The following is a 16905-nucleotide window of genomic DNA, read 5'->3' on the forward strand; positions in this document are numbered from 1 at the left end:
TATTATCTCATGATTCTTAATGCATTTAAATCCATGGGATTATTGACCGCTTACAGATATTCTTTAATAATCTTATACTAAGTAATGTACAATACAAAAAGGCTATAATAGTCAGATGATTATTATAGCTTTTCATTGTCCTTATATCATTTTCAATTTTTAAATACTTGTTAGCGTATTTGTAATTAGTAGCACTACTTACTTTCTCCTTGAAAGGACTTTATAGATTAAACTCGCTCTAATGTTGCCTCTCTATAAATAATTTTCAGAAACTTATTTTCAAACAAATAAAGTGACTAAACATTTATGTTAAAGTTTTGATCCTTAGTAACATCTTTTTTTCTTTGACTTTTCACATAATATAAAGATTCCGTCTCAAATAATATTACAAATTATACTTATTTTCTTTGATCAATTTTGTTTTCCACATCAATAATAATTTTCTTACAATTTTTACAGCAAAATGATTCCACACTATTATTCATAGATGCATCCGAGAGTTTTATCCCCCTTGCAAACCATTGAAATATAACTCCTTTATCTTTCTCTTCTGGAATCCATTTAAGGGAATACCTATCACCATATATAAATCCTCGTTTCATTTCTTCTCCACAACATGGACATTTCATATAATATCCTTCCCTTCATCTTTAATGCAGATAACTCCCATTGAATATAACTCTATAAATCAGATGCCTTAACTATATCTCATAGTTTCACATTATAGTCATAATTTACATCTAATAATAAGTGAATTTTATAATTCAAATAAAGTCTTCAAATTTCTTTGAATGGTCTCATACCCTGGTGTGCTATAACAGGAATCCAATTTAGGAATTCGCCAGGAACCTCATTAATTGATAAGCATTTTCCACTTCACCCCAAGTATCTTCCTCGCACATTATATCTGAAAAATATGATGCATATTAAAAATTTCTTCCCAAATCATCAACATAAGTAATATTATTACGGCCATATTTTGCCAGACCACTATGTTCTCCTAATCTTTTCATTTAATCAAGGCTATGTCTATCCCAAAATATATTTGTTTTTTTAGCCTCATCTTTTGAACTATACACTAGAAAGTTTGATGTATTTCTGATATTTGATATTAATAATTCAATAGATTTGGGGTTCTTAGAAAGTTTAAGTATCTTTGCAGTCTCAGATTGGCGTGCAAAATATTGGAAATCTTTCTCTGTTTCTTTTGCTTCCATAGTATGTATATCATAAGGTATTTCTATCTGTTCGTACCTAATGATGTCTCGCCAATACGGATAAAAAGTAATAAGCTCTAAAAAGTCCTTCAGACTATCCGAAATTTTGCCATACTTCCCCTCATGGTTTACATATCCAACTGGATAGTCATCATCTACTATATTACTTGTACCTCCGATTGTACCAAAATAATTCCCTTTACTATCAACAGCAAAAATTGAAAACTTAGGCACAGGGTAGAATTGAAAATCATCCAATGTCTGAGTGGTACAAAAAATCACATCACAATTTTCTTCAAGTAGTTTATAAATTTTATGATCTCGTTCATTTTCAGGAACTGGAACAACGATTTTTCCTGATAGAACAACTTCGATTTTTTTACCTTCCTCAGGTTTAATAAAATAGCTTATTGCTTTATTTTCTTTTTCAATATCTATTAATAACTTTTGGAATATATCCATTACCTTCAATCCTTCCTGTTATATAAAATATTTTACTTAATATAATTTAACAATCATGAAATATAGACTCTTCTCTCTTTTTCTCTATCCTCAGATAACACACTAATACTATGCTGGGGTTGACATTAACATTCCCATACTCACAAGCCTCTTCTATATTAAATAGGCTTTCATTTTAAAGTATTTCTGCTATTATTAAATCTAAAAATTAATCTATTTCCATCATCTTCTGTTTCTGAAACTTCCTCCTGATAGTTTCCCTCTGTATAATTTTCAATGGTTTTTCTCCAAAAAGTTTGCGCTCTTTTATTGCCTCCATTAGGGTTTGTCTGCAATTCCCAAGTACCAAGATGATTATTAAATACTTTAATTGCTGCTTTTTCTGCTACTCCCTTTCCCCTATAACTTCGTAAAATAAAAAATTCATTTACGTAAAAATCACTATCGTGTGGTGTATAAGGAGGTGTTGCCACTAAAGCAAAACCTGCTGGAATGTCATCTACTTTTATTAGGTATGGGAATAATATTGATTGTTTAGACCACCATATATCAAAAACTTTGTTTTGCTCATTCAAAGTGAAAATTTCGCCATCTTCAAAAACTCCGTATTTATTTGGTTTCCATTCCCATATCTCAGATAAATCGTGTAAATATAATGGATATAAGTTATTTATAATAAATTTAGTACTTTGATCTGTCAAGTTTAAGGTTACTTGCATTTACTTCACTCCTTTATGTCCTATAACATCTCCATAACGTGATGACACTTTCTATTACTAAATAAAGTTCACCACAAACCATATTTGCTTCTAGATGAGATGTTCTAATATTTTTTAAAATTAAATCCTAATATTTCTACATCTTCATCTTTGTCCAATATTTTATCATAGTTTTTTCTAAGCTGTATTAAATTTAGATGATTAAATCCAAAATCCCTATATAACTTTATTGCTCCAGTATTTCTTGGTATGACATCTACAAATATGGCCACCACATTCTTTTCAATCATTAATTCATCTAATTTCTGCATAGCATATTTCCCAATGCCTTTATCTCTATGTTGTTCTAATATAAACAAATCTTCTAGCCATGCTACATTTTGACCACCAAATCTAACATAAAAGAATCCTACAGGTTCATCATCTAAAAATATATTATATACTGTCCCTTCTTCAATCCAATTCCTTAGAGTTTCTTGAGATTGTTCATCAGTCTGCCAGTATTCTTTAGGAGCATTATTTAGTTTCCTATGATAATTCATTAATCCCGTAATCATTTTTGCAGTAATTAAAAATAGATTATCTGATAGTTCATTGATATAAATATTCATATTTTTTCCCCCTATTTCCCTTCACACAAAATAGAAAATGTATCTTAAGTAGAACTACAAATTATACTCATAATCTCCTACAGTATAATACTCCAAATTTTACTTGCAATTGCCGGCTGGATAAAAAACATAACCAATATTATTATTACGAAAAGAATAGTTTCTTCAAATTTAATTATTCTATCGTTTGAAACATCTTCCGTTAAACAAATTTCTTTTATTAGCTCAGGTTTTTTCTTTGAAAAAATCTTGAAAAGCATAAAACCAAGCGATGTGCCCAAAGTGTTCATAATCAAGTCATCTACATCCGTTGTACGATAACAGAACAGTTGGGAAATTTCAATTAGCAATGAAAGACCAAATCCAGTAAATATCGTTCTCTTAGATGTTTGATACTTTGTCCACAATGCTGGAAGCAAGAAGCCAAAGGGTACAAATAGAATTAAGTTCAGTAAATACTGAATAAAGTTCCCCACAACATCATAAAAAGGAACATAATTAATTGTAGCATCGAAATGCAATGAATTAAAAGAAGGTACTCCAGTGGCTGCAAATATAGCAACTACAAAAAAGGTATATATAAAAGTTACAATCTTGTGTCCAATAGAAACTTTATTTTTTTCAATCAATATTTGAAATAAAGCTAACACAAAAAACACAACCAAAATACCAGAAAAGGTTTCTATTCCTATTGCTAAAATTCTAAACATATAATCTTCTCTCCTATCATCATTTTGCAATATTCTAATTCTAATTTATTTAGAATAATTCCATTACATCGTGGAATAACATTTAAAAATATATTCGCCATCTTTACAACGTTTTCTTTTAATCAAACAATACCTAAAAAATAATCACGATACTATAATTTCTTATAACGTCATAAGGCTTAGCGTCATCGAACCTTTATGGGGTAATCTCCTATCTTCAGAGCATTAACAAAATCAAAATGATTATATATTAAGTATTGGAAATAACTCATTTAAAGACTCAGTTTCATAATCTGGCTTTATATGGAATCTTTTTCTATAATTATGTCTATTTATCCAACATGTATCTATACCTGCTCTATTAGCACCTATAATATCAGATGAAGAATCTCCTATATGTATTATTTTTCGTGGCTCTATATTGTAATGATTTATGACTTCTTTGAAAATCTTATAATTTGGTTCTCCTTTATAAGATTGTATGTCTTCTGATATAAATATCTTGTCAAAATCAAAATTTTTAATTTGATTTTCAATCATTTCAGTATCAGCATCACTTACTAAACACACTTTATATTTTTTATTAGCTCTATTAATAAATTCTTTACTATCATGATATAAATCTGCTCTATCATGTTCTTCCATAAAAACTCTTGTTGCATAGCTTGGGCAATATTTCACTTGGTTTTCTTCAAAAATGTCCTTAAAACTCTCAAAAAATATTTCCTTTAGACTTTTAAATTTAATACTAGTACTTTCACTAACATGAAACTTATCAACTATTTTGGTTCTAACAGTTTGTACATATTTATCCCTTAATTCTTCATTATAATCTTCTTCTAGTATCCTTTTCCAGATATATTCAACTCTAGATTCTATATTTACTAATGTTTGAAACATATCTATGCAAATTACTTTATATTCTTTCAAAACTCACACCTCTTATATAATTTTTTAAATATCTAGTATCGTCTGTTTATCGAGGAGATTTTTTCAAATAACAGTTTCAGCATTCCAAACATGCCTCATCTTTACACATGGTTTGTCTACTAACTTAGATAACTCCTATCTTTAATAGATATGACACCGTCTTGGCTAACTGAGGCACTTGCTTTGGCTTGCCTAGAATCTCGTCCTCAATTTAGTCAAAGCAAGCTAGATTTCTATGTCTGTAGAAGTATCTTGCCAATACAATATTGCTTCAAAGATAATTTATAAAGCTTTTCTTATTTCAAAGTATTTTGATTCAATTCCGTCTTCAACAAACTTTTCTATTTCAATGAATCCAACCTTTACCATTAAGCTTATCGAGCCATAATTATTGGAATACGTAAATGCTCCTATTTTTTCTATATCAAACTTACTAAAAACCTCTTTGACAAAAATTTTTGTAACCTCTGTCGCTATCCCTCTTCCCCATAGTTCTTTTTCAAAGATGAGAATACTTAGCATAGCCATTTTCTCACTATTTTCATCTATACTGTAACACCAAATATCTCCAATATACTTTCCTTCAAAATAAATTACTTTTCCATAGCTTGATGCATTTTCCTTAAGAGATTCCTCAAATAATATTATTGATTCCTCTAGGGACTTACTTACAATAGGGAATAATCTTTTTATTTCTTCATCTTGAGTCTTATTCCAAAAAACAGTAACATGATCTAATGTTCTCGTTTTTAGTATTATGTTCATAAAAATCATCCTCACAAAATATAAACTATTTTTATTTCATATTTTTTAACTACTTTTTATTAATTAACTTAACACCTAAGAATATGTCCTCATGCACCTTTAAGCAGATATAAGGTTAGCTGAAGTCTAAAATAAAACTTGAATTACAACAAATCTATCAATTCTTTCAATTTAAATATTTCATTATCAGGCTTAATATCAGTATCATTTAAAGTAAGATTCTTATTGAACCATATTCCAGTTAAACCTAATTTTTGTGCTGGCTCTATGTCACTTTTAAGATTATCTCCTACCATTATGGCATCTTCTGGATTAACTTTCATCCTATCAAGAGCAATTTCAAATACTTGTTTTTGGGGTTTGGATATTTTTAAATAGTAACTAAATGTAAACACGTCTATATACTTAGCTAGTCCAACTTTCTTAAAACAATTGATCATGACCTCATCATAAAGTCTTGAATTTGAAATAACACCAATCCTATATCCTTTTTGTTTGATATTTTCTAATGTATGATGAATGTTTTCTTCAGTCCAAACGTCATTCCTATATTCTGTATAAAAAATGTCTAATGCTTTTATACACATATCTAAGTCTAATTCTATATCATATTTTTTTAAAAAGCCATTTAAATAGTCTTCTACTGCATATTCTGTATGATTAATTTTTCTTAAAGGCATAACCTTTTGCCATTCATCAAAGAAATGTTTTTTTACATCATTAAACTCCACTTGACGATTATATTGCTTAAGAAAATTTGTTAGATGTTTTATTCCAATAATATCTTTTTCTTCGTCAGTTTTTCCAAAATGAAAATGTAATAATGTGTTACCCATATCAAAGAAAATTACTTTTGAACTCTTTGTCATCTTTTCCTCCAAACATTGTTTTTATAGTCAATACACATTGCTAAAAATTTCAGCTAACGTCGCGAGGTTTAGCAGTGTAGAATTTTTCCTAGATTATTTCCTTCCGATACCGATAAACCTCTGTTATATGTCGTTTCGTTAAGCCTAGTATTTAGCTACTCATACTCTTTAAGTATGTTTGACATTTATTAATCCATAGCCTTTCATACTCTTCTGGAGTTACCATTCTATTAGCCAGATCTTTATCGGCTTCTTCTATAGTGTTTATCTCATATTCTAATACTCCAATAACATTATCCTCTTCACATGCAATTAAAGTAGTATTATGAATTAAACTCTTCTTGTACTTTATATACTTAAAGTCATTTTCTCTAGCTCTGTAAAAATCCATTTTATTACTTCCCCCTTTAATTCTAAAATTTTCCTATAATAGTTTCACTCAATTTACACATGAATTTAGTCTAGAGATGACATATAGCGTCCAGGTATTTACAACGTCCTTGAATCCCCCTAGTGTACCTTTATGAAAATATAGTATTATGTGATGAACTCCATGCTACAGAAAAATTCTTTTCAATCTACCATATATATGGAAGAAGCCTATATTTTGTTCTATTACAATATTCAACATAACCGATTAATTTTTCTTTCAACATCTTATCTTCCAAATATGTTCTAATCACTATGATAATAGATATAAGAAATGATGGAATCATCACATATACTGATCCAAATACAAAAGGTATCGCCATAGCCCATAGTATTATAGCCAAGTAACCTGGATGACGAATAGCCTTATATGGGCCTGAATCGCAAATATTCTGTATTCGATCATTTTGTATGCGTGATGTAGCCTCAAAATTCGCATTTTCTTTCATAGCCCATACTGCAAGAAAAGAAGATAGAATTATAATTGCCAAAGCAGGATACATACAAAATATAGGTACACTAGACAAACCGAATCTTATATCAAAACCAGCAACAATATAAATTATAAAAAACGCCAGTGATATATATAACTTAAGCAATATCTTATCCCATTGTTCAGTATTATTTCTTTCCTTTGCTCTTTCATTTAAGACCTCAGGATTACGTTTTGATAAATAGAGTATTCCTAATATAGTCGAAATTGTATAAACAGCAAAATAAATCCACCCCTGATGATTCTTTAATGTCCCAAAAGAAACAAAAAACAGAATAGCTCCAATAATAACTTGGAAAGCGACTTTCACTAGATAGTCGCTCCCACTCTTTTCCAATTTTGTATACATAAAACCACCTCTCCGATTCAGTTTGCAACGAGTAATCTACTTTATTCGCAGTGCTTCACAAATACTTTAAGATATGTAAAATGATATAGTAAGATACTAACTTTGCTCTATCTATAAGCTCAATCTTTTCACCATTCATCTTAACTGTACTCTTTTTATAATCATTTATTGGTCAATAAAAACTACCTCATCAATGTCACATAATGTTTCCGATTTATACTATTCCAATATTAACTCTTATGGTAATTTCGAATGTAATTACCAACCGAATAGAGAAAATGAAACATTATTGAGATAGTTATTTATTGCATAGTTTACATAATCAACCATATTTACTGGCAATTCATGTATACTAAACCATGATAAATCATCACATTTACTTGGCTCATTATTTATTATATTACCGTTCCATTTATTGCAAAGGAAAAAATAATCGATTCGTTCGTGTCCTACACATTTTCTATGCATAACTTGTACTATTTTCAATTGATTATCTTCTATAGTAATATTAACTTCCTCTTTTGCTTCTCTTTGCATAGCTTTAATAACAGTCTCATTTCCTTCAACATGACCTGCCACAACACTATAGCATCCATCTCCATACCCAGTATTAAACCTTCTGGATAATAATATTTTATCCTCTTTAATTAAAAATAGATGCACTGCCACAAGCATTGAAAATCTTTCCATCATTCTTTCCTCCCCAGATATAAAAATCTACAAATTTTTATACTATTATGTATAGCCTCAATAACTAATCTTTAGTTAGATAAACAGTCATACATTTACTATATTCTCCATTTTCAGTATTCATTATCTTCTCAACAATAAATCCTGCATCTTCCAATTCCTCTCTGTGATTTTTCCAATTGATAGCTCTATATGAAGTGCTTGCAACCTCAAATGTTTTGCCTGACTTCATATGACTTCTCTCTTGCAGATCAAAAGCAGTTTCTATTTCTGTTTTTCTTTCTATTTCTCCATCACCCATACTAATCAATAATAATTTTCCTTTAGGGTTAAGTAGAGAATTTATTGTATTTAAAAATCTTTTTCTATCTTCATCCTCTACTAACATATGTAACGTTCCCACTGAATAAATCCAATCATAATGCTTTTTGAGTTTTTTATTTAGTTGTAATGCATCAGAAACTATCCAGTTTACATTAATTTTTCTTTCTTTTGATAACTCCTCACATTTTTTTATAGCTTCTTGTGAAATATCTACACCTGTAATTTTATGCCCTTGTTCTGCAAGATATAAAGCATCTCTTCCTTCTCCACAGCCAACCTCACATATCTCATCATCTACAGAAATATCATAATACTCTATCCAACTAATTAGTTCTGGAGTTGGCTCTTTAGAAAACCACAATAAGCCTTCCCCATGAATTTTCTTATATCGTTCTTCATATGCATGATAATATTTTTTCATAACACTCACTCCTAATCTACTAGAATCTTATATTTTTTATTAATATTTCTCTCTAAATACACAAATGTATTTATTATAACTTCCCTATTCCATTTTGTAGCGTTTGATATATTAGACTTCCCCATGAGTTATTAGTTAGTTTTCTAGGCATAGTCATAGCGTAAGCTAACAAAAGACCTGTTATCGTATCTATAAGACTAAATTCATAAGTTCTTCCTTCAATAAATCTTCTTATTAAATAATGTATCATAAAATTATATAAACAAAAAATTATAGGGGCTAAAGAAAGCCATGGATTTAAAGTATTTGGAAGAAGATCATCAATTTTTTTAATAATTACAACATAGTAAATTCCTTCAATTATGCCCCAAATTAGAAAAGTTAACATTATTCCAATCAAATTAAATGGGAACGATAGGTTTAATGAGTATTTGATACTGGTATGATTTCTCATTGGAAAATAAACCACTCCTCCGGCATCAATTGACTTTAATAAAACCATTATTCCTATAAAGCTCAATGTAAATAATATTGATTTTTTTATATTCTCTTTTTTTATACCATAATCAGAAAAAGCCTCTTTTCTTATTAACATAACTATAAAAACTCCAAGACCTGCAGAACAAAATTCTATTATTGATAAAAGCACTACTGAAATAAAATTCGAATTATTGTTAATATAATTTCCAAATAAAATAAACAGTGAAAGCGATAATGGTAAAAATATAAAAATCAAACCTAGATCAATTGCTATATTTAATTTTTGATTCCTTTTTGGTTGCTCATTAATTAACATAATGTCCTCCCTTGTACTATTATTACATAATTTAACTAAGCAAAATAAAAAGCAATAGCCTAGTGGACACTCAAGACCTTCTTTGCAAGTGGTGCTTGTTCCTCAGTGAAGAGGTGTTTAAAGATCTTGCTTCAATTCCCAAACCTACTGAGGTATATTGTTATCACCTCTGACAATTAGTACCCTTTACGTAAATACTTTGTTATACGATATCCATAACATGCAACATAAATTAATAATAGTAATTTATCAATTCTAATTCAAATCCTTCTCCATTACTATAGCATCAAATAATATATCCATCCATTGTAATTTGATTTTCTTTATTCCTTCAAATCCCCTGTTCTCCCAGAATTGTAGTACTTCCTCACTGTAACCATATGCAACATCAATTCTAATCCTTCTAAAATTATTCTCTCTTAGATAGCCCTCTAATGCATCATATATTTCTTTTCCATATCCTTTACACCTAAACTCATTATGCACCATAAGTAAAGACAAATAACATTCTTCCATAAAGCCAATATCTATAAATCCAATTATGGCATTACTTTCATTTTCTTTAACTACTAATATCTTAAAGTCTATCGTTTTCATTTCTTTTTGTTCTTGAATTAACCATTGGATATTTACTTCTTGCCTTCCAATATGAAACATGAGAAAATCCTGATTTGAATTATATACTTCTATGACTCCATTAATATCTTCTTCTGTTATTTCTCTTATACTCAAATTTTTTGTCCTTAAAATCATTTTTTCTTCTCCCGTTTATCAAGTATTCTATCTAGCAAATATATACTTAGATGATATATAACATTCCTGTCATTTCCAACACTCTCTGTCCACCATAGACTTTCCCTAAGAGGTGAGTGTAACATATTATATATACCTAATCTTGTGTTGACGATAATTCCTTTATAAAGTTATATATTGCATTTTCCATTTGAGTTAGACCTGGCTCCTCTATTGGGAAATGACCTGCATTATCTAAAATTACTTTGCGTTTATTTGATGTAATTTTATTAAAAAACATTTCGCTTATTTCCAGAGGGGTCCATAAATCATTTCCTGGATGTACCATAAGTACTGGTACATTTTTAAAGTTGTCTGGCTCAATTAAAGGTTTACTATTCATCAAAGATAGTAGAAAATTAATACTTATACTACTTCCTGCACCATACTTATCTTTCAGTAAAACATTCAAAATTTCTTTATCATTAACAAGTGCATTCATATTTGTAACCATTCTAATAGGAATTTTAAGAGTTCTTAAAAAAGATGGAAGTAAATTTAGGAATCTTATACCATATTTAGCATGAAATTTATTTTTTGCCGAATATATTCTTACTTTCTCTTCTCGATTATCAAGTATATTAGTAACAATAAGTCCTGAGATATTCTGATGTTTACATGCTACATTGTATGCTAACATCCCACCTGCACTTAATCCAATTATAAAAACTTTTTTTGATTTAGATAATTCAATCTCAATTATTTTGCTTCCAACATTAATCCAATCTGAATAAGTTACTTGCTTACTATATTTGCTAAATCCATATCCTGGTAGGTCAGGACATATTACGTTATATCCAGCTCTAACTAAAGGTATTGCAAAAAATGATAGCAGACGCCCATTACCTCCAACACCATGAAATATGATCACTGTAATTTCTGAGTTATTATCATATTCATCAATATGGATTTCCATACTATCTATATTCACATACTTTTCAAATGGAGTAGAATTAATATCAATTTGATTTTTATCTGGTAGCAATGGCTGCAGCTCTTTCCAAGAGTTATTACTGCTATACACGTTATTTCCTCCTAATTAAATTATATTAATGTTTTTTATAATTAACCTATATCATTTCTTTTCGATGTCATTAAGTCTCTGTTAGATGAAATGACTTTTGCATCTCACTTAAAATCCTCCCTCTCTAGTTTTATATCAATTATTTTTAAAATATCATTACTAATGTTAATATTATTTAAATACTTAATAAAGTTTAATTCTGCTTGATTCAAGGACATTCCAAACGACTTTTTGAAACAATAATTAAAGTCTTCATTTAAATTTTTATAAAATTCTTTGTATGTTTCAATTCCAAAAATAGATATGATATAATCAGTAAACACCCCTGATAAAGGATATGTAATGATATAACTATGTTTATAAAAATCTGAACTCTCTATTAAATCGTAAAGTCTAGGCAACTTATTCTTTTTTAAGAAATAAGCTATCCAAGCAAAATTGGATATCCCCCACCAGCTTTTATCAAAAAACATTGCCAAACCTTCTCGAATAAAATTTTGAGGTGGTCTTGATAAAGTATTATATGAAATCATATGGGCATCTTCATGATATCCAATACATTTAATATCCTCATTATAAACCGCATAAATTTTATTAGGCATTCTTGTGAAACCGTTACATGGTTCATTATCTCCATACAGTTCACCTACCTCCACTGGTGAATTACAAAGAAAATAATTTAGCTTCTTATTTAATTTAACATTTAAAACTTCACATATATATTCATAACAATTTTCTTGTATCTCAATAATTTTTGCTATGTCTTGTTCAGCATAAGAATTTTCATGATAATTAAAAATATAATGCTCTGACTCTCTTATTTTCCACACCTTTATTCCCCCTTGCAAACATAAGAGCTGTTACTAGTCATTTTATCTGACGTGGTGTATCCAAAATATCAGCTAGAACTATAAGGATTCTGAAACGCACTTCATAACTCTTATATTAGATTTCCATAGCTATGTCAACTGGTTGATATGATATTTTATAGCTTCTCCTAAAGCTTGCCTCACTACAGCTACAACAAACTTGAATGCAATGTTAATTAAAGTCCCACACTATTAAATTTACAATTAACTCTACGTAAACTGATTATTATTACATAAAATAAAAATATTCCTTATTAATTCAATTTTTAATATGATAAAAATCAGTATAAAGGTAATCTATATATTTATTTCTAAATCATCATATGCAATATGATAACCATTATTTATTGCAACCTTTTCCATAACATCATGTATACTATTCCCTTCATGTGATATGTGCGTTGCATAAACTAAGCTACTTTCATCTATTATTTTTTCCACCTTCATTTTCGAAATAATACCAATTACTTGTCCTGAATCCAGGTGTCCACCTGCATCCTTACCTTCTCCATATGTCTGGTCCAATATAACCAAATCAAGTCTAAATGATTTCAAAATTTTCCATGCTCTATCAGATATCTTCAAGCAATCAGTTCATACATTATATTTACATTATTATAATTAATAATAAATATCAAAGAATTATCTCTTATATCATGTAAATATTCTAGAGGAGTAACTAAATAATTCTCTATCTTCACATTCTCTCCGTGTCTTAGATATTTAATATCCATGCATAACCTATTCAACCAATTTGAATCAAATAAATCAACTCTTGATTCTTCAGCCCTAAGCCACATATCTAGAGTACGAATAGTTTCTTTAGACGCAAACAAGCTGATATTTCCTACATTTTCCGTTGCATATTCTTTAAGTCGTGTTATTAAGTGGCCTGCATCAAAATGGTCAGAATGTTCATGTGTTTGTAAAATATACTTTATCTTTGTCAAATCAATGTTATACATAGCTGCTGAAGTAGTAATATCAGAGCCTAAATCAATTAATAAATCATCGCTTATTAACAAGGATGATCTTTCAACTGGTTCCTACATTGTCAGCGGATCTCAAAACACCATCATTATAGCAAAGTATCGGAAATACGCTGTTAGATGACATAGAACGAACCGCCAAGGAAAATGACATCTTTCATTCATACATCAAGTCAACTTTTTCATATTTTTAGGTCTAGCTCTATGCTTTCTATTTATATCATATACTTGTTCATATACTCTTTTATCATTAAACTGTTCTCTGGGTCCTTTTACTTCATTGGCATATCCAATGTATGCAATTCCACAAGGTACAACATGCTTAGGCAGCCCTACAATATCAGATATCTTTTTTATAGATTGCTCTCCATAGACCCCAACCCATAATGACCCCAAATCTAGTGCCGTTGCACATAGCAATATATTTTGCATCGCTGCACTACAATCAAAAATATACATACCTTTTATATTTCTACATAAATGAGTATTTGCACATACAATAATAGCACATGGAGCATTATAATTTGCAAAGCTAAACTTTGCTCTTATTTCATCCATAATACTCTTTTCAGTTACAACTATCATTTCCCACGGTTGATTATTACATGTGGAAGGTGCGGCAAATGCAGCTTTTAAAATCGTATCTATCTTTTCTTTTTCTATAGGTTTATCAAGATATGAGCGGATACTTCTACGTCGAATGAATAAATCAAGAACACTTTCATACAATATAATTCACTCCTTATAATGAAAAAATAATATCCTTAATGATTTTTATTATAAAAATATATTCATTTTTTATATGTAACAATCATCTTTTGTGAAAGGTATTTCTCAATTTGATAGATAAGTTTTCCAAGTACCCTTTTATATATCGGTAACGGAATTCCTGGAGCATATCTCATACCAACATACTGTTTCCAAAAAACTCCGTCTTTTGTAGCATATTCTGTTCCAGATGCATACTCTTCACACATGGCTTGAAATAAGTTAAAAGGAATTAAAACTCCAATTTTGGGAGAATGAAGTTTTTTTGATTTTAAATCTATATAAAATTCCTTCGATATTTTATATGCCTTTTTTATATGCTTTTCCGATGGTTTATAATCATTCCAACTCAATGCAACAATCGGCAATTGATAACATTTGTTAAATCCCCATCCAGATAAAGTACTAGCAAGAGATTGTGTAACACTATTTGCAGAAACACCACCTGTAGTTGATATAATTAAAGCCTTTTTATCAAAGTATCTTGGTCGATGAAGTAGAAAAGCTAAATGATCTGTAAAATTTTTGGTAAGAGCAGGAACAGCACCTTGAAAACAGGAAACAGCAAAAATTATACCATCACAGCCTGCAATCTTATCCATAATAGGCTGAATATACTGATTATGAGGACAAAAAATATGTCCTTTCCTAAAACACACACTACAACCTGTACAGAATGGAATATCCAATTCACTTAAATGTATTTCCTCAAATATTACTGTGTTGTCGAAAGTTTCCATTAATTCTTTTACTTTCTCCGTTAAACGCCATGTATTCCCTTTATGCGGACTACCATTGATCATTAATATTTTCATGTTGCATATCTCCTTAATATTATTAAATATGTATTATTTACTTCACCTTTTTTCTCTTATAAAATAATGATCATGTATCTCAAGCTTTCTATTTAATGGCAAATAACCTTTTCGTTCTAGTGATGCAATACACTCAACTGCATCTGGAATAGCTTTTGTAATGATAAATTCAACATTAAAGGCTTTAAAGAAGTTTGCATCAGCAATTTCCAAAATAGCATCAATATATTTTTGCTTCTCATAGTTGCTCTGTAAGTCTATTCTCAAAACTCCATAGTGATTAAATTCATCATCTGCAATCCTATGAAACATTTCAATAGTCCCAATTTTTCCTTGTGTAGCATTTAAGACAACTGTCCATCTTACAAAATATTTATTTTTATAAGAATAATCCCAAAGATCGATTGCCTGTTTCATTCTTTCTATCGACATATAATGAAAATTATCACCATTACAATTATCGGAGTTGAAAAAAGGTACTGCTTTTTCATCGGAATAGCATTTAAGCAATTCCTTTGCATCATCTAATATTGTCTGTCTTAATTTAATAATATCATTTGTATATGTTGGACATTACTCATAAATATCATTTATAATCACTAATCCCCTCCTAAAACAATCTTTATTAATCGCATATTGCAGCAGACGTCACATCTTAATTCAAGCATTATTACTTCTCCAGTTTTTTATAGGTATTAAAAAACTCCCTTAGCTCCTCCTTGACAACTTCTGAAAGGTCATGCCATCGAATTCCCTGTATTGCACCTTCTAAAGCATATAACCTATTTATACATGCAGAGTCATCAATTCTTTTTATTCTCAGCCAGGCTTGCCTACTGCCAATTTCAATCAACTGATTAATTGTTCTTATACCTACTTCATTTAATTGTTGTTCAACTTTGTTGCCAATGTTCAGTAATGTTGATAACTCTCCCATAGATAATTCCTCCTATTCACATTTGATAATTTCCTCTATCTTTTTTTTACTAAAATCCCATTTTTTTATTCATAATATCTCATGCTGAAGCAGGAGTTCCATATAGATGCTCATTTGTTGGATCTACAACTTCCCCATATACTTTTTCTAAAGACTTCAACGACTACATGTCCACTATAAATATTAAATAGTTGTATTATACATGATGGTAAACCAGATAATTGATATTGAATACAAGTTACTCTTGAAATATCTATACACTAATATAAGCTGATAAATCGTCCATGGCTATTCCCTTACTTTCTTATATATATTTTTTTATTATCAACAAATGGAATTAACCTATTATCCCACTGAATTACATCTAATTCAGGCCATTTTTGAAGCCATTTCTTAATTTTTTTATTATATATCTCTTTTGTTATTTGTCTATTATTAGCAACAATCTTCATATGAAAAATATCCTTCAGCCCAAAAGGTGCATAAACTTCCCAATCTTTTTCAGATAACTTCCTTACTCCCAAAGAGGTAGCCGTGGTTGGCCAAGTATCTATTGCATCTTCTATAGATTTATATGGTTCAATATTATATCCAAACTTATCCCTATACCATAAATGAACCCTAGCTTGATTCTTAACATCTAACCAAAAAGGAAATTCCTGTAATTCTTGATTTAAATATTCCATAACTTTTCTTTCATATTTTTCTTCTATATTTTGAGGATTATAATAAACTACATCAATATCATCTATACCATAATCTACTGGTCGATTAGTTAGTATGTTCCATACAGTTTGAGTGATAGCTCCTGCACCAATATAAAAATCTTCAATTTTAAGTTCATATAATACTGTAATTATTTTTTGCAAATATAAGTTACTTTCAATTATATCTATTAATTTTTCAGCATGCTTTAATAAGATCAT

Annotated in this window: 23 protein-coding genes; all 23 read right to left on the minus strand. The window is 29.4% G+C overall.

The window, feature by feature from the left end; all coding sequences use genetic code 11:
- Positions 1–398 precede the first annotated feature (398 nt).
- The 23 genes from RDK80_RS07015 to RDK80_RS07125 all read right to left on the minus strand — a co-directional run bounded on the left by RDK80_RS07015 (position 399) and on the right by RDK80_RS07125 (position 16905).
- Complete coding sequence (locus tag RDK80_RS07015; protein WP_308523862.1) at positions 399–629, minus strand: PF20097 family protein; 231 nt, start codon at positions 627–629, stop codon at positions 399–401.
- Positions 630–1013: 384 nt separating this feature from the next.
- Positions 1014–1679 carry a hypothetical protein gene (locus RDK80_RS07020; RefSeq protein WP_308523863.1) on the minus strand — a complete coding sequence of 222 codons (666 nt, stop codon included), beginning with the start codon at positions 1677–1679 and terminating at the stop codon, positions 1014–1016.
- Positions 1680–1849: 170 nt separating this feature from the next.
- Positions 1850–2398, minus strand: coding sequence for a hypothetical protein (locus RDK80_RS07025; protein ID WP_308523864.1), 549 nt, complete (start codon positions 2396–2398; stop codon positions 1850–1852).
- A gap of 104 nt (positions 2399–2502) precedes the next feature.
- A complete protein-coding gene (locus RDK80_RS07030) occupies positions 2503–3009 on the minus strand; it encodes a GNAT family N-acetyltransferase (protein ID WP_094899016.1) in 507 nt (168 codons plus the stop codon).
- Between the two features lie 77 nt (positions 3010–3086).
- Positions 3087–3719: a VanZ family protein gene (locus RDK80_RS07035; RefSeq protein ID WP_308523865.1), complete on the minus strand. Its 633-nt coding sequence runs from the start codon at positions 3717–3719 to the stop codon at positions 3087–3089.
- A gap of 243 nt (positions 3720–3962) precedes the next feature.
- Positions 3963–4649, minus strand: coding sequence for an HAD family hydrolase (locus tag RDK80_RS07040; RefSeq protein ID WP_308523866.1), 687 nt, complete (start codon positions 4647–4649; stop codon positions 3963–3965).
- Between the two features lie 282 nt (positions 4650–4931).
- Positions 4932–5414 (minus strand): GNAT family N-acetyltransferase, encoded by a 483-nt coding sequence (locus tag RDK80_RS07045; protein ID WP_308523867.1) that lies wholly within the window; start codon positions 5412–5414, stop codon positions 4932–4934.
- 143 nt (positions 5415–5557) lie between these two features.
- Complete coding sequence (locus RDK80_RS07050) at positions 5558–6283, minus strand: HAD-IIIA family hydrolase (protein ID WP_256311543.1); 726 nt, start codon at positions 6281–6283, stop codon at positions 5558–5560.
- A gap of 151 nt (positions 6284–6434) precedes the next feature.
- Complete coding sequence (locus tag RDK80_RS07055; protein WP_308523868.1) at positions 6435–6674, minus strand: hypothetical protein; 240 nt, start codon at positions 6672–6674, stop codon at positions 6435–6437.
- 187 nt (positions 6675–6861) lie between these two features.
- Positions 6862–7554: an isoprenylcysteine carboxylmethyltransferase family protein gene (locus RDK80_RS07060; protein ID WP_308523869.1), complete on the minus strand. Its 693-nt coding sequence runs from the start codon at positions 7552–7554 to the stop codon at positions 6862–6864.
- A 258-nt stretch (positions 7555–7812) separates the two neighbouring features.
- The gene (locus RDK80_RS07065) at positions 7813–8244 is read right to left on the minus strand and encodes an NUDIX domain-containing protein (RefSeq protein ID WP_308523870.1); all 432 of its coding nucleotides are present in this window, start codon (positions 8242–8244) and stop codon (positions 7813–7815) included.
- Between the two features lie 64 nt (positions 8245–8308).
- A complete protein-coding gene (locus RDK80_RS07070) occupies positions 8309–8989 on the minus strand; it encodes a class I SAM-dependent methyltransferase (RefSeq protein ID WP_216563153.1) in 681 nt (226 codons plus the stop codon).
- Positions 8990–9062: 73 nt separating this feature from the next.
- The gene (locus tag RDK80_RS07075; protein ID WP_308523871.1) at positions 9063–9785 is read right to left on the minus strand and encodes a hypothetical protein; all 723 of its coding nucleotides are present in this window, start codon (positions 9783–9785) and stop codon (positions 9063–9065) included.
- 255 nt (positions 9786–10040) lie between these two features.
- On the minus strand, positions 10041–10538 hold the full coding sequence (locus RDK80_RS07080; RefSeq protein WP_308523872.1) for a GNAT family N-acetyltransferase: 498 nt from the start codon (positions 10536–10538) through the stop codon (positions 10041–10043).
- 136 nt (positions 10539–10674) lie between these two features.
- On the minus strand, positions 10675–11601 hold the full coding sequence (locus tag RDK80_RS07085) for an alpha/beta hydrolase (RefSeq protein ID WP_308523873.1): 927 nt from the start codon (positions 11599–11601) through the stop codon (positions 10675–10677).
- Between the two features lie 104 nt (positions 11602–11705).
- Positions 11706–12431 carry a hypothetical protein gene (locus RDK80_RS07090; protein ID WP_308523874.1) on the minus strand — a complete coding sequence of 242 codons (726 nt, stop codon included), beginning with the start codon at positions 12429–12431 and terminating at the stop codon, positions 11706–11708.
- A gap of 336 nt (positions 12432–12767) precedes the next feature.
- Positions 12768–13025 (minus strand): hypothetical protein, encoded by a 258-nt coding sequence (locus RDK80_RS07095; RefSeq protein ID WP_308523875.1) that lies wholly within the window; start codon positions 13023–13025, stop codon positions 12768–12770.
- Positions 13026–13051: 26 nt separating this feature from the next.
- Positions 13052–13495: an MBL fold metallo-hydrolase gene (locus tag RDK80_RS07100; protein ID WP_094898999.1), complete on the minus strand. Its 444-nt coding sequence runs from the start codon at positions 13493–13495 to the stop codon at positions 13052–13054.
- Between the two features lie 132 nt (positions 13496–13627).
- Positions 13628–14188, minus strand: coding sequence for a nitroreductase family protein (locus tag RDK80_RS07105; protein ID WP_308523876.1), 561 nt, complete (start codon positions 14186–14188; stop codon positions 13628–13630).
- Positions 14189–14250: 62 nt separating this feature from the next.
- On the minus strand, positions 14251–15042 hold the full coding sequence (locus tag RDK80_RS07110; protein ID WP_308523877.1) for an NAD(P)H-dependent oxidoreductase: 792 nt from the start codon (positions 15040–15042) through the stop codon (positions 14251–14253).
- 42 nt (positions 15043–15084) lie between these two features.
- A complete protein-coding gene (locus tag RDK80_RS07115) occupies positions 15085–15474 on the minus strand; it encodes a hypothetical protein (RefSeq protein WP_308523878.1) in 390 nt (129 codons plus the stop codon).
- A 238-nt stretch (positions 15475–15712) separates the two neighbouring features.
- The gene (locus RDK80_RS07120; RefSeq protein WP_308523879.1) at positions 15713–15979 is read right to left on the minus strand and encodes a TfoX/Sxy family protein; all 267 of its coding nucleotides are present in this window, start codon (positions 15977–15979) and stop codon (positions 15713–15715) included.
- 296 nt (positions 15980–16275) lie between these two features.
- Positions 16276–16905 carry a nucleotidyltransferase family protein gene (locus tag RDK80_RS07125; RefSeq protein WP_308523880.1) on the minus strand — a complete coding sequence of 210 codons (630 nt, stop codon included), beginning with the start codon at positions 16903–16905 and terminating at the stop codon, positions 16276–16278.

The sequence above is a fragment of the uncultured Tissierella sp. genome, from assembly GCF_902479755.1.
Taxonomy (GTDB): Bacteria; Bacillota; Clostridia; order Tissierellales; family Tissierellaceae; genus Tissierella; species Tissierella carlieri.